Below are 14,479 nucleotides of genomic sequence, written 5' to 3' on the forward strand. Positions count from 1 at the left end.
TGCGCAAAAGATTCATGGTGCTCATCACGGCGGTAGCTGTCATTGGCGGCGCCGGGCTGGCAGTGTGGTACGTCGGCGATACGACCGCACCGGCCCAGGCCGCCCTCCCACCTCCGGCCGTTCCAGTGGTCGCCGGAACAGTTGAGAGCGGCAACGTGCCCGTCTATCTACGCGGGATGGGCACAGTCGTCGCCTACAACAATGTGATTGTCCAAAGCCAAATCACCGGACAGATCATCAAGATAGCCTTTATCCAGGGACAGACAGTGAAGAAGGGAGATCTTCTCGCCGAGATCGACCCGCGGCCTTATCAAGCACAGCTTGACCAGGCGGTCGCGACCCGCGACCGCGATCAGGCGCAGCTCCTCAATGCCCGCGCTGATCTAAACCGCTATACCGCACTGCAGCAGAAGGGGTTCGCCACCACGCAGCTCGTGGCAACCCAGAATGCCCAATCAAACCAACTGCAGGCGCAGGTGAAATACGACGAAGGCGTCATCGCCCAGGCACGAACGAACTTGAGCTATACGAGGCTGACGGCTCCGATCGACGGGGTGACGGGCGTTCGTCAGGTCGACCAAGGGAATATCATCACTCCGTCCAGCGCGAACGGTCTTGTCGATATCGCACAGATCCAGCCGGCCTCGCTGTTCTTCTTCCTGCCGCAGACCGACTTCGTTGAGATCCAGCAGCAAATGGCCACGGGACCGCTGACAGTCCTCGCATACAGTCAAGACGACAAGGTCAAGCTTGATACAGGCAAGCTCGATCTTATTGACAATCAAATCGTCCAGACCACCGGAACGATTCGACTGCGTGCCAGCTTCCCCAATGCCAAGCGCACCCTGTGGCCCGGCGAACTCCTCAATGTACGACTGCTTCTCGACACCCGCCAGGGCGGCCTGACGATCGCCGGTTCGGCCGTGCAGCAAGGGCCGCAAGGATCGTTTGTATGGGTCATCGGCTCCGACGGAACAGTGCAGACGCGTCCGATCGAGGTCGCGCAGATTGACGACGGCATAGCCCTGATAGATTCCGGTCTTCAGGCTGGCGAGAAGGTCGTCGTGGACGGCCAGTATAGACTGCAGCCGGGTGCCTCTATCCAGGAACTGACTGGACAGGCCGCCCGCGGCGCTCAGTTGCAGAGCTCCATAGAGCAGGAAATCCCATGAACTTTTCGGCATTTTTCATCCGCCGCCCGATCGCGACGGCGCTGCTGATGCTGGCAGTGCTGCTGCTGGGGCTCGTGGCCTACCCGCTTCTGCCCGTGGCAGCCCTGCCGAACGTGAACTTCCCGACCATTCAGATCCAGGCGCAGCTTGCAGGCGCCGATCCGCAGACGATGGCATCCTCGGTCGCGACCCCACTCGAACAGCAGCTCTCGCTTATTCCGGGGGTCACGCAGCTGAGTTCTGCGAGTGGGCTCGGTACCACACAGCTCACGGTTCAGTTCGATCTGAGCCGTGACGTCGATAGTGCTGCCGCCGACGTGCTCGCAGCGATCAACGCCGCAAGCCCGTATTTGCCCCAAGGCATGACCTACCCTCCCACGATCCGCAAGGTGAACCCGGCCGATACCCCTATCCTGGTCCTCGCCCTCACCTCCAAATCGGTCCCGCTCACTACAGTAGATGCGTATGTCGAAGGTATCCTGGTCCCCAAGCTCTCGCAAATCGCCGGCGTCGGACAGGTCGGGATCGGCGGCCAGCAAAAACCGACCGTCCGCGTTCAGGTCGACCCGCAAGCGCTCGCCAATCGCGGCATAAGCATGGAAGATGTACGCACCATACTCGGCCAGGCGAATGTCGATCAGCCGAAGGGCACTCTCAACGGTCCGAAACAGAGTTATACGCTCAACACCAACGATCAAATCGTAAAACCAGACCAGTACCAAAATCTGATCATAGCTTACCGAAACGGCTCACCGGTTCGCATTAGCGACGTCGGCAATGTGACAGCGGGGCCGGAAAACGTCTTCAACGCGGGCTGGTACAATGACCAGCGCGCGGTTTTCCTCACGATCCTGCGCCAGCCTGGCGCCAACGTGATCGACACGGTCGATCGCGTCAAGGCGTTGTTGCCGCAGCTTCAAGCCTCAATCCCACCGGCGATCAAGCTCGATGTGCTTTCGGATCGAACTCAAACCATCCGCGCTTCCGTTAAGGACGTTCAGTTCACATTGATTCTCACGATTGCGCTGGTGATCATGGTCATCTTCATCTTCCTGCGTAATGTCTGGGCGACTGTCATTCCGGCTGTGACAGTGCCGCTCTCGCTCGTAGGAACATTCGCCGTACTGTACGCACTGGGTTACAATCTCGACAATCTGTCGCTCATGGCGCTCTCAATTGCTGTCGGCTTCGTGGTTGATGACGCGGTCGTCGTGATCGAGAACATCACACGTCACCTGGAGGAGGGTCTTTCTCCGATGGAGGCTGCCCTCAAAGGCTCCGCCGAAATTGGCTTCACGATCGTATCAATAACGCTTTCGCTAATTGCGGTCTTCATTCCACTGTTCCTCATGGGTGGCTATATCGGCAAGCTGTTTCAGGAGTTTGCCATCACGGTCAGCGTCTCGCTCGTGCTGTCCCTTCTAGTCTCGCTGACCCTAACCCCCATGATGTGTGCCCGCCTCCTGAAGCGTCCGGCCGAGACGCACGGGCGCCTTTATATGCGCTTCGAGCGCGGCTTCGATGGCTTGCTTGGCGCGTATGAGCGGGCTCTTCGTGTAGCCCTGAAGCACCGGTTCATCACACTGCTCGTAATGCTCGCCACGATCGGGCTCACCGGCTACCTTTACTCTGTCGTTCCCAAGGGCTTCTTCCCGCAACAGGATACCGGAATGATAACCGGCATCGCGGAAGCAGCGCCGGATGTCTCATCTCAGGCGATGAGCGCGCGCATACAGGCAGCCATCCGTGTGGTGATCGCCGATCCGGCAGTCGCTTCGGTTGGGTCCAGCATCGGGCCTTCCGGTGCGACTTCCACCCTTAATCAAGGCCGCCTCTTCATCGCCCTGAAACCGCGCGAGCAGCGCGATGCTTCCGCCGACCAGGTGATCAATCGCCTGCAAGCTTCATTGGCTAAAATCGAGGGCATCAGGCTGTACATGCAAGCAGCGCAAGATATCACCGTCGGGGCGCGTGTCGCCAAAACGCAATATCAGTACTCGTTGACGGATGCAGATTCCAACGAGCTCAATCACTGGTCGGCCTTCTTCCTCGAAAAGCTGCAAGCGCTGCCCTTGATCTCGGACGTGGCAACAGACCAGGAAAGTGGCGGGCCGCGGCTCAACGTTACCGTCAACCGCGAAGTCGCATCGAGCTTCGGCATCCTGCCTGGGACGGTCGACAACATTCTGGACGATGCCTTCGGCCAGCGAATTGTCTCGACCATCTACACGCCGCTGAACCAATACCACGTCGTGCTCGAGGTCGACCCGCGCTTCCAAACCGGCCCCGAGGCGCTCAGCGACATCTATACACCCTCATCTGCCGGGCAGCAGGTACCGCTCGACACCCTGGTCAAGAATACAGTCACGACGGCGCCGAGCGTGGTCAACCATCAGGGCCTGTTCCCCTCGACTACGATCTCGTTCAACCTGAAACCGGGCGTGGCACTCGGCGACGCGGTCAACGCCATTCACCAAATCGAACAGGAAAGCGGGAGGCCGGCGTCGCTCACGACGACTTTCCAAGGTAATGCGAACGCCTTCACCTCAGCTCTGTCGGGAGAAGTGATGCTGGTCGTGGTAGCGCTTGTGGTCATTTATATTATCCTCGGCGTTCTCTACGAAAGTCTGATTCATCCCATCACCATTTTGTCGACGCTGCCGTCGGCCGGCATCGGTGCGCTTCTGTTGCTGATGGTCGCGCAGAGACCGCTCGACGTAATAGGCATGATCGGCATTATCCTGCTCATCGGCATCGTCAAGAAGAACGGCATCATGCTCGTCGACTTCGCACTTGAGCGCGAACGCATCGAGGGACTGAGCCCGGAGGAATCAATCTATCAAGCGTGCCGGCTACGGTTCCGCCCTATCCTCATGACCACTGTTGCGGCGCTCCTCGGCGGCCTCCCGCTGATGCTCGGCACCGGCGTTGGATCTGAACTCCGCCAGCCGCTCGGCTACACTATCGTCGGCGGCCTGCTGCTTTCTCAACTGTTGACGCTCTTTACCACGCCGGTCGTCTACCTCTACCTGGACCAACTCAGCGGGTTGGTGCGGCGCCGGCGCCAGCCCGGGAAAGAGAAGTATCCCGATGTGGTAGAAGCGTAGAATGCGCTTGAGCCTTTCCTGCTCAACATCGGATCCAGTCAGGAGACTCCGACCGACCAAACTCAAGACGTCGATTACAGCCGGCGGGCCATATATCTCAGCCCAAGAACTCGGAAAAACCGTCTTCTTCTTTGCCAAGACGACTACAGTCCACAGTTGAACATCGTCAGAAGGTCGCAAAAGCCTAACTCTCAATATCGGCAGCAATATCAGGCAAGCATTGTCCTCCCGCCTAGCTATGGAGACGATGCATTTCATTCGTCTGACCCGATCGACTACCCTTTGCCTGACGAAACGCGCACTCCAACCCACAGGATAGCCATGCGCCTACCCCTTCTCTTACCGTCGGAACTCAGTCCGGACCAACGTGATCTCTATGACGACATGCAAAACGGCATCCAGAGCAGCTTCAAAGGCTTTGCGGCGGTCAACGATGACGGCGCATTGATGGGTCCATGGAATCCATGGTTACACTTCTCAAGATTCGGCGGCCCAACCTGGGAGCTCGTCAAGGCGCTTTCCGCGTCGCCCACGCTGCCAAAGCCGGTCCGCGAGGTCGCGATCCTTGTGACGGGCGTACATTTTCACTCAGCCTACGAACTCTATGCCCATGTTCTTGTTGCAGAGGCGAATGGGCTGGCTGAGGAAACAATCGCAACCATCGCAGCCGGGCAACGTCCGGTGGACCTGACGCGCCAGCAAGCGGCGGCATACGATGTCGCTTCCGCGCTGGTATCGGGGAGGCTTCTTCCCGATCTGGTCTATCGACACGCGGTGAAAACCTTCGGCGCGGATGGCGCCGCCGAACTCATTTACCTGACCGGCCTTTACAGCCTCGTATCGGTGATATTGAACGGCTTCGAGGTGCCGGTACCGGAGAGCAAGAATGCCCTCTGAACGCGCCAGTTCGCTCTTGCGCTGAAGCAGCTGTGCTGGCGATCGCGTTGCGGCCTGCTGACGATCCCATTGCCCGCACGGTTGAGATTCCTCGGCCGACGTGAGACTTAACCGCCCTGAGCTCGAACAGCGTCTATTGCGACAGCAAGCGCGAGGAAGCGATGATGACCGCCGTCGATGGCAGCGGCAGTGATGCCGTCGGATGTCACGATTGGTATGCCCGCAGATCAGGGGAAAAATCATGTTTCCCTGGAATAGATGAGCCGTCGGGCTGCGGATTGCCTCAACTTGCCTTTGCAGCATCCCCGCCCGTGACCGCAAACTCAGCCCCGGTCACCAACGCAGCAGCATCGGACGCCAGGAAGACTGCGGTTGGTGAAATATCCTCCGGCTGCAGCCAACCCACCTGGAGCGGCACGGTCGGTGCACGCGCTTCCCAAGCCTCCTGCGCGGTCGGATTAGCTGTGGGCGTTCTGTTCGATTGCTCGATCGCAGCCCGAAAGCGCTGCTCATTGTACGTTAGTGGGGTGCCGACCAAGCCGGGCAATATCGCGTTGACCGTGATGTTGTGCTGACCAAGCTCGAGCGCCGCGGATTTCATCAGGCCGAGAATCCCCCATTTCGAGGCGGAATAACTCGCGCCATCTTTGGTCCCCATCCTCCCCTGCATAGATGAAAGCAGGATGAGGCGACCATATTTGCGAGCAACCATTCTGGGACCGAAAGCGCGGATGGTATTGGCCGTGCCGTTGAGATTGTTTTCAATCTGATCCCGCCAATCCATGTCATCCATCTGCATCAAAGGCTTCCAACCTTGGATCGCTGCATTGGCGACCACAATGTCGATCTTCCCGTACTCACGTTCGACCTGGTCGGCGACCCGGCGTAGCGCCGCGATGTCCCGGATGTCAGCCTTCACGGCCGCTCCGCGTCGACCATATTTCTGGATCTGCGCAACAGTCTCCGAAAGCTCGCTGTCCGTTGCAGGAATCGCATCTGCCGTGGGGCTCACCGGACCTGCAATGTCGAGCGCGATGACGTCCGCACCGTTCGCAGCAAATTCGACCGCGATTGCGCGGCCGATGCCGCGAGCGGCTCCGGTAACGACCGCGATCTTGCCCGACAGGGTCGAACCCCGGCCGGGTAGGATCGGGCCAGCAGACCTGTCCTTGGGTGGTATCGGATAAGGACCAGGTACGGGCTCGGCGACGGGTGCATGCGCCATTGCTGCTGACGAAGCCGCGCTGGCCTGCCTGCTGCTTGCCAAGGTGGCAATCGCAACCCCGCTTCCCAAAAGCAAGGTGCGGCGGGTGGTGTCTCCGGTTTTGGAATTGTCGTGTCCCATCTCGTTTCCTTTCAAAGCCTCACAAGCTGCAAGTTTCTTCGCGATAATCGGAACTCCGAGCCGATCACGATGGAGCCGGGCGTCGGTTTTGATCGGATCCGTCTTGCCGTGGCGGCTGCGATCAAAGCCCCAGTCAATAAGGGGCAGCCGCCTGGCTGCGCGAGTAGGCAGTGGGCGTGAAGCCGGTCAGCTTGCGGAAGGTGGCCGTGAACGCGCTGGTCTCGCTGAAGCCCACGGTAAGACCTATTTCTGTCACGGACATCGCAGACTCAACAAGCAGCACCATTGCCCGTTCGATGCGCCGCGTGACGTGGAACCGATGAGGCGGCACGCCGAATGATCGCTTGAAGGCTCTGGCGAAGTGATACGTGCTTAGACGCGCGAGTTCCGCGAGATCCGAAAGTGATATCGGCTCTGCGAGATGCTGTTCAATGTGAGCTGCAACCACTCGCTGCTGCCATGCGGCAAGCCCGCCGCGGACAGGAGTGTCGGCTTGCGAAGCCGCTTGATCGAGGCGACATAGCTCGCGGGCAAGCACGAGGGCCAGCGCCTGAAGATACAAGGCATCGCCTGCAGCGGACCTCTCGACGATTTTGCCGAGATTGAGCGCGAGCGCCAGGAGCACCGCATCCTCGAAGAAGAGCCGCGGCATCGGCACATCGGGGTTCGACACCTGGGCCGGATCGAAGTACACGAAAATGATCCGGGTCACGCCCTGCGCCTCGTGCCAGTCGTGATACGCGTGATTTGCGGGCACGAAGCTTGTTCTCCCCGTCCGGTCCTTCAAACCAGATCGTGGCAGACCGTCCACAGACGTCTCCCCTGCGCGCCGAACGCCTTGCTCCCAGACGGCGAGCAGATGCACGGGGGCGTTGAAATGGTACTCAGCTCTGATGTCATCCCTGGTCTCGACGATCTCGGCAATCATGCCGCCGCAGGTCACGGCTCGCCGTGTGGCCGCATAGGCCGGGGATATCTCGACAAGCGGACCAACAAGCCCGCTACATGCGACTGTATCGAGTTGGCCGGCGACGTGCGCCGCCTCGCGTCTGCGGAGCTCGGAAAGGCTTCTCGGAATTGGCCGCGACGGCAGAGCCGCCGGCAAAACCGCGCCACCAGCGGTGGCAAATGGCTCGAGCTTGGAGAGTGACGAGTTTAACAGCATCAGCGCACCTTGCGGTTTGGACACCTTTATTCGGTGCCGTGCGCCTTAGTTACTTGCGACCTGCGGACCTCTCCATCGTACACAGGTAAACGCTGGTAGAATCTCGGTGTGGCGAGCCTATACTTGTGTATGATTTTTCCCAAGTCACTGGGTGTGATCGACTGTTTTGGCCGCAGATCTGGACCGTACGAGCTTATGGCAGCGGAAGCGTTCTCGCTGACTCGGTTAAAGCCGACCCGACACGCATCGGAAACCAAAGAACCTTGAGTTGAGTGAAGTGCGAATTCGGCGCTCTCGCCTGGACCACCGTCCGTGTGCCTTGTCACCTTAGCGGCAAGCCGACTGCTATGGTTTTCTCAGAGTTGGGCGGTCCCGTGCCGGGCATCGCCGGCGGAGATGGACACCGCCTGTGAGCCGGCGCTGTCTTCGGCGGGCACGGAGAACCGAAAAATGGCGCCTCGAGGTTCATTCGCCGCAGCCGACAACTCGCCGCCATGCCGTTCGACAATGGTTCGCGAGATGGAGAGCCCCATGCCGAGCCCTCCAGGCTTGGTGGTGTAGAACGCGTCGAAAAGCCGCTCTAGACTTTGAGGGTCCATCTCCGGACCAGTGTCGCACACCTCAACGACAATCGCGGCCGGCTCCGCCTGACAGGTTCTGATCAGCAATTCTCGTGACCCGTCGCGAACGCCAGCCATGGCCTCGATAGCATTGATGATCAGATTGAGCATGACCTGTTGTAACTGGACCCGATCCCCACGGATGGGCGGCAATCCCTCCATAAGCTCTAGGCGAAGCTGAGCGTCATTTGCGAGGACTTGCCGTCGCGTGAGGGCCACGACTTCGAGCATCAGGCTGTTGACATGGAGGAGCTCAGATCGCCGAGGTGATTTCATGAACAGGGCACGAATGCGCTGAACGACTTCCGAAACCCGCGTCCCTTCATTGACGATGCTGCGGAGAGCATGTTGTGCTTCCTTGAGGTTCGGCTGTTGACCACCCAACCAGCGCAAGGCGGCTTGTGCATTCGTGACCACAGCGGCAACCGGCTGGTTTACCTCATGCGCAATTGAAGCCGTGAGTTGGCCCATGGTCACCACTCGGTTTGCATGCGCTAGCTCAGACTGAAGCCTCTCACGCTCGATCATGCTGTCCTTCAGAACCTGGACTGCGGCAGCCATCTTGCCGACTTCGTCGCTGCGCTCGATCCTGGGCACCTCGACGGCGGTGAACCCCTTGGCGAGTGTCGTTATTGCTGCCGTGAGGCGTCCGATAGGCGCAGCAATGGATCGGGTGACAAGAGCGGCCATCAACGCCGCTATGACCAATGAGACCGCGCAGCCAAGCACCGTCATCGTATACGCTGCCGTAAAGGCCTTTCGCTGAGTAGCGTCTCGCCCTGCAAGGAGCTCCAGCTCAGCTTTCTCGATCTCCTCGGCTTTCGCGTGAATAAGATCGATTAAGCTTCTGCCAACCATTGAGCTTTCAATGGCACGCGCACCCTCCTGCCCCTCGGGCTTTGGCATGAGAGCAATTTCACGATCCGCAATGCTAGATCGCCATTTCTTCTCCAAATCATCGAGCGCATTGAGCCGACTCTGCTGGGACAGGTTGTCTTTAGTTAAATCTCTGAGCTTGCTAATTAACTGCTCGTACCTAGCGTTGCTCTGACGGGAAGACTCCAGAAAACTGTCATCACCGGTAAGTATGTAGCCGCGGAGGTTCGATTCCTGCTCCAGTACGGCATGCCTTGCTGTGCTTAGGGCGACCACTACGTCGGTGGAATGGATGCGCCAATTCTTGGCTTCCTCCACTACTAGCAGCCGGTCGTAAACTACTGCGCTGCTCACAAAAATGGTGGCAAGCACCACGACAAACGCCGCTAGCAGCTTGCTTAAAATCGGCAGGTTTGCCAAAGCGGACACACAAACTCCTCCAGGCCGCGGCGAACCCTTCGGGGGCCTCACTTCAGATTCTACAGTCCGGCCGGGGCATATGCACGTCGATTCTCCCGTCAAGCCCTAGCGAACACGGCGGCATTCCAAGCTGGGACTCTGGACCCGCCGCCTGGCTGATTTGCCGGAGCATATTGCAGCCGGGGTCCTTCGAAGGCAGCGCTAATTCGCAGCGTGCCGGAATGGCTATGGCGCAGCCGGGCGGCGCGAAGATATTTGAATGATGTTGAACACGACGGCACGTTCGCCGCACGCCGCCCCGAACACAGTTTGGGCGCTCACCCTTCATTCGGTCCTCCGAGAATAACTGAAGCTTCGATATCAGGTTCTCGGTCGGGCCGATTTGACAACCTCCTGAAGGCTCACAGCTAGTGGAGCGCGGGCTTTACCTTCGCTGGGGTAAACGGCACCGAACGGACTCGCGCGCCGGTCGCCTCGAAGATGGCATTGCTGATTGCCGCCGGTACGACCGCACAGGACGGTTCGCCGCCGCCCCATGGGGGCTCGTTTGGTCGATCAATCAGATCGATCACCACGTCGGGAACTTCGGGAAAGGTCAGGATCGGATAGGTGGCCCAGTCGAGGCTGGTCACCATGGAGTGGTCGAAGGTCACTTCCTCTTTTAGCACCCGGCTCACCGTCTGCACAATGCAGCCTTCGATCTGATTGCGCAGTCCGTCCGGATTGATGATCTGCCCGCAATCATGCGCGATATAGAAGCGCTGGACCGCAATCTCCCCTGTCTTTCGGTTGATACGCACCTCTGCGACGGCGCCAACATAGGTACGGACCAACTCGTATTTGACATAGGCGAGGCCGTGCCCGGTAACGACGTCCGCGCTCCGATCGGGCTGCGGCCGCGCACGCCAGTTGCTAAGCGTCGCGAGTCGCTCCAGAAGCTCCTTGCCGCGCCGATCGTCGAGATGATCGAGGCGGAATTCCAGTGGATCGGCGTGCAGTTCCGCGGCGATCTCATCCATGAAAGACTCGTTCGCAAACGTGTTTTGCAGCCGTCCAGGAGAACGGATCCAGGACGGCTTGAGCGGCGTCGATTCGAGCCGATGCGCGGTCGTCTTCACATTCGGAAAGGTGTACGGGATTGCGAGATCGTTGAGGACGCCGCCCGGGCTAAGCTGGCTCAGATCTTTCAGCCCGGCAAGGCCGGCGCCGACAAGCTCCACTAACGTGGGGCCGCCTTGAGGAATAAACAGCTCGGATTCCCATGCGACGAGCTCATGACCCTGATCGATGCCGGCATGCATGTCGAGAAGAGTGGGCGGCCCTTTCGGATCCCAGCCATGCTCGTCGGCGCGCATCCATTGGACGCGGACTGGACTGCCTACCGCCCGCGCCAATAGCGCCGCGTCCGCCGCCGCGTCCTCATGCCCGTTGCGGCCATAGCAACCGGCGCCTTCGACGTAGACACAGCGAACCTTTGCGTCCGAAAGCTCGAGCATCGCCGCTAGTTGCTTGCGAAGATTATGTGTGGCCTGGGAGGCGGTCCAGCAGGTGACAGCGCCTTCGCTAAAGGAGGCGACCGCACAGGAAGGGCCGATGGAGCCGTGCGTGTGTATAGCAAAATCATAGGTCGCCGAGAGTTTCCGTGGCGTCGCCGCAATCGCCGATGTCGACGAGCCCACATTGCTGAGGATATCGTCATGGACTATCCTCGTTTTGCGGACGTGATCCCAGAGCTGCGTCTGGTCAGGCAGCCCTTCCCATTTCGACCATGTTACGGTCAATTGCTGGGCCGCCTTAACCGCGCTCCATTCGGTTTGGGCGACGACGCCGAGGAAGTTGCCGATGCGGACCACTCGGACAATGCCAGGGATGTCGCTTATCGACGACTCCTCGTAGGAGACGAGTTTCGCGCCGATCCCTGACGGCCGGATGACGCGCCCGTGTAGCATGCTCGGGAGCTTGAAATCCTGCATGTAGGTGAAGCGTCCATCTACCTTTTGCGGAATATCGAGGCGCGCGACCGGCTTTCCAACGATGGTATATTCGGAGACCGGTTTTTCAGGAGCGTTCGGATCGACGTCGATGGCGAGCGAGTCACCGCTGACGAGCTGACCGATCGGGATCTCGTGGCCGCTGGAGGCTCTCACGATCCCGTCTTGGACCAAGAGCGACGAAAGCTCAACTTTAAGCGCCGTAGCTGCCTTTCGGAGAAGCGCCAGACGCGCGCTAGCCGCCGCTCGACGCAATTGCATTCCACCTTTCTCGATGGAATAGCTGCCGCTCGTGGTTCCCTGGTCTGGCGTTAGCGCCGTGTCGCCCTCGATGATTGCAACTTGGCTCATCGGCACATCGAGCTCTTCTGCCACGATCTGCGTGAGGGCTGTGCACACCCCTGTCCCAAGGTCGACCTTGCCGGAGTAGACTGTGACCTTGCCCTCACGGTCGATCGCAAGGAAGCCCTCGACGCGGTCGGGCGATACACTCTTTTGCGGCGCGGCCGCTTGAGCCCTTGCACGCTCGCGGCCAACACCAAAGGTTACAACAAGAGCCCCGGCCGCAAGCAACACAGAGCGCCGATCCATGATGACGGTCATGACATGCTCCTCATCGGCCAGCAGCCCGCCTCACTGCGCGGACGATGCGCAGATGCGTGCCGCAACGGCAAAGATTGTTTGCCAATTCCTGCTTGATTTCCAGGTCGCTAGGCTTTGCTTTGCGCCGTAGCAGCGCAGCGGATTGCATGATCATCCCGTTGATGCAGTATCCACATTGGACGGCCTGCTCGTCTATGAAGGCCTGTTGCAGGGGATGGCGGTTTGCATCGGAGCCGAGCCCCTCGAGAGTGACGACCTTGCTGGCTCCAACCGAAGAGAGTGGCGTTACGCACGACCGTGCTGCCTCGCCGTCGATCAGCACGGTGCAAGCCCCACACTGACCGAGGCCGCAGCCGAAGCGCGGTCCACGCAGTCCAAGCTCGTTCCTGAGCACATAAAGCAGTGGAGTATCGGGATCGTTGACTGTGACCGACTCCATTCTGCCGTTCACGTTTAGGTCTGTCGCAGCCACGTCGTAAGTTCCTCTACCAGTCTCTGAGGCAAAAGGGGTGGTCCGACTGAGAGTGTAGATATCGCCCGGCAGATATCTTTCTTCGTATTGCCGCGATTGGTTCGGTCTTGCCCTGAATGCTCTGGCGGCAGCACTCGTCCTGCGCTCGCGCAAGGCCTGAGCTTGCAACATCGGTCAGGATCGTAGCGGCGGCACCATGAATTCTGGTCCAATCGGATTCTTGATGTCGCGCAAAGGATGCGATCAAGTTCTGCCATGTCCTCGCATCCAACTGCCAGCCGCCCCTGATCAATAAGCTGCAGCTGGTCTGGATAACGAGCACCCACAGCACGCTGCGCACCCACAGCACGCTGGGTCCCTAGTGGAGCATCCAGCGCGCTGCGAGGTGGATGGAACTTGGGATCAACGCGGCGCATATCGTCGCCGTTGGCCTCGGGCCGCATCCTGCCGACAGCAAACCGCAGCACGGCGTCCACAGCCGAAGGTCGCAGTGTTGTTGTGGGCAGTGCGCGGGATCTCTGACTCACGCCGCGCGAGTGGGCGCTCGCGGCTTCCGGTTCTCCTGGACGAATGCAGTGGTGACAAACGACCCCGCGGCCGCTCTTTCCGGCATGCGCCAGCACGCTGAACTCGGCAGTGCCAGGCGCGGCGCACAGCACCTTCGGGACTGTGCTTTGAAAGCCTCCGTGGGCGTCGGAGACTTATGCTTAACGCCGCAGGCCGCGGGCGGTCAGATTGCGCAGGAATCCCCAGATCGGCCCTCGAAGTCCCGACCTTAGTGCCGAGCACCTCTCGCCAAGCATGGGTGTTGACGATGATGACGGGCGACCGAGACGATGCGCCCGCCGTGGTCGGCCGACTGCGGCGAACTCTCGATATGCGTGTGCATCGCCAGCCTATTTACTCGCACCGGCTTTACTGCTTCCAGTGCCTGCGTCCTTGGCTGCCAAACCGCCGATCGCCGACCAGTCGAGCTTGTCGCCGCCATGGGCGAACAAGGTAAGAAAGCGGTCACGCAAGAGGCTCGCGAGCGGCAGTGGCACGCGCAGATCCTCGGCGACGGACAGCACGAGCCGAATGTCCTTGTACCCGAGCGGCGCGGCGAAGCCGGCCGGCTCAAACGTCTCGTCGGCGACGAGCGCGCCATAGGTTTTGTAGACGGGCGCGCCGAAGAGTGTTGATGTTAGGATGTCGAGATATTGATGCTTATCGATCCCGCCTTTGCCGACAAGCGCCAAGGCCTCGCCGAGAGACTCGAACACGGACGCGATCAGAAAATTACCACTCAGCTTGACGAGATTGGCCGCTTTCGGCGTTTCAGAGACCACGAACGTTTTCTGGCCGATGGCGTCGAAGAGAGGTAAAGCAATTTCGATGGCGTCCGGTGCGCCCGCGGCGATCACAAACAGTTGGCCGGCGGATGCTACATTTGGCCGTCCGAACACAGGCGCTGCGATGAATTGCTGACCGGCTTCAGCGTGATCGGCCGTCAGCCGCTCCGAAAGTGCGACGCTGATCGTGCTCGCCGAAATATGGACGGCACCCTTCGGAAGGTTCGCCAGTATACCACCGTCCCCATAGACCACGCTCTCGACGGCGTGATCGTCCGCCAGCATCGTAAACACGACTTTATCCTGGCACGCGTCTGAGGCCTGGCTTGCGGCATGGGCGCCCTTATGGCGGAGGTCTTCGTCCTTACCCGGTGTCCGATTGTACACAGTCATGTCGTGGCCCGCCTGGAGGAGGTTTCCGGCCATGGCTGCGCCCATGTGCCCCAACCCGATGAATCCAACTTTCATTTGCGTATCCTT

Annotated in this window: 9 protein-coding genes; 3 read left to right on the plus strand and 6 right to left on the minus strand. The window is 59.8% G+C overall.

Features of this window, described 5'->3' with window-relative positions; translation table 11 throughout:
- Window positions 1–14: 14 nt before the first annotated feature.
- The 3 genes from O7A05_RS06395 to O7A05_RS06405 all read left to right on the plus strand — a co-directional run bounded on the left by O7A05_RS06395 (window position 15) and on the right by O7A05_RS06405 (window position 5,176).
- The gene (locus tag O7A05_RS06395; RefSeq protein WP_337092143.1) at window positions 15–1,172 is read left to right on the plus strand and encodes an efflux RND transporter periplasmic adaptor subunit; all 1,158 of its coding nucleotides are present in this window, start codon (window positions 15–17) and stop codon (window positions 1,170–1,172) included.
- Window positions 1,169–4,279: an efflux RND transporter permease subunit gene (locus tag O7A05_RS06400; RefSeq protein WP_337092144.1), complete on the plus strand. Its 3,111-nt coding sequence runs from the start codon at window positions 1,169–1,171 to the stop codon at window positions 4,277–4,279. Before O7A05_RS06395 ends, O7A05_RS06400 begins: the two co-directional genes overlap by 4 nt.
- A gap of 321 nt (window positions 4,280–4,600) precedes the next feature.
- Window positions 4,601–5,176, plus strand: a complete 576-nt coding sequence (locus O7A05_RS06405) for a carboxymuconolactone decarboxylase family protein (protein ID WP_337092145.1) — start codon at window positions 4,601–4,603, stop codon at window positions 5,174–5,176.
- A gap of 283 nt (window positions 5,177–5,459) precedes the next feature.
- Here O7A05_RS06405 and O7A05_RS06410 read toward each other — a convergent pair whose 3' ends face one another.
- The 6 genes from O7A05_RS06410 to O7A05_RS06440 all read right to left on the minus strand — a co-directional run bounded on the left by O7A05_RS06410 (window position 5,460) and on the right by O7A05_RS06440 (window position 14,467).
- Window positions 5,460–6,521, minus strand: a complete 1,062-nt coding sequence (locus O7A05_RS06410) for an SDR family NAD(P)-dependent oxidoreductase (RefSeq protein WP_337092146.1) — start codon at window positions 6,519–6,521, stop codon at window positions 5,460–5,462.
- Window positions 6,522–6,654: 133 nt separating this feature from the next.
- Window positions 6,655–7,449: an AraC family transcriptional regulator gene (locus O7A05_RS06415; protein WP_337092147.1), complete on the minus strand. Its 795-nt coding sequence runs from the start codon at window positions 7,447–7,449 to the stop codon at window positions 6,655–6,657.
- 593 nt (window positions 7,450–8,042) lie between these two features.
- The gene (locus O7A05_RS06420) at window positions 8,043–9,611 is read right to left on the minus strand and encodes a CHASE3 domain-containing protein (RefSeq protein WP_337092148.1); all 1,569 of its coding nucleotides are present in this window, start codon (window positions 9,609–9,611) and stop codon (window positions 8,043–8,045) included.
- 398 nt (window positions 9,612–10,009) lie between these two features.
- Window positions 10,010–12,196, minus strand: coding sequence for a xanthine dehydrogenase family protein molybdopterin-binding subunit (locus tag O7A05_RS06425; RefSeq protein WP_337092149.1), 2,187 nt, complete (start codon window positions 12,194–12,196; stop codon window positions 10,010–10,012).
- 10 nt (window positions 12,197–12,206) lie between these two features.
- Complete coding sequence (locus O7A05_RS06430) at window positions 12,207–12,668, minus strand: (2Fe-2S)-binding protein (RefSeq protein ID WP_337092150.1); 462 nt, start codon at window positions 12,666–12,668, stop codon at window positions 12,207–12,209.
- An 896-nt stretch (window positions 12,669–13,564) separates the two neighbouring features.
- Window positions 13,565–14,467, minus strand: a complete 903-nt coding sequence (locus tag O7A05_RS06440) for an NAD(P)-dependent oxidoreductase (protein ID WP_337092151.1) — start codon at window positions 14,465–14,467, stop codon at window positions 13,565–13,567.
- Between the last annotated feature and the right edge of the window lie 12 nt (window positions 14,468–14,479).

Source organism: Mesorhizobium argentiipisi (SeqCode), from assembly GCF_037179585.1.
GTDB classification, from domain to species: Bacteria; Pseudomonadota; Alphaproteobacteria; order Rhizobiales; family Rhizobiaceae; genus Mesorhizobium; species Mesorhizobium argentiipisi.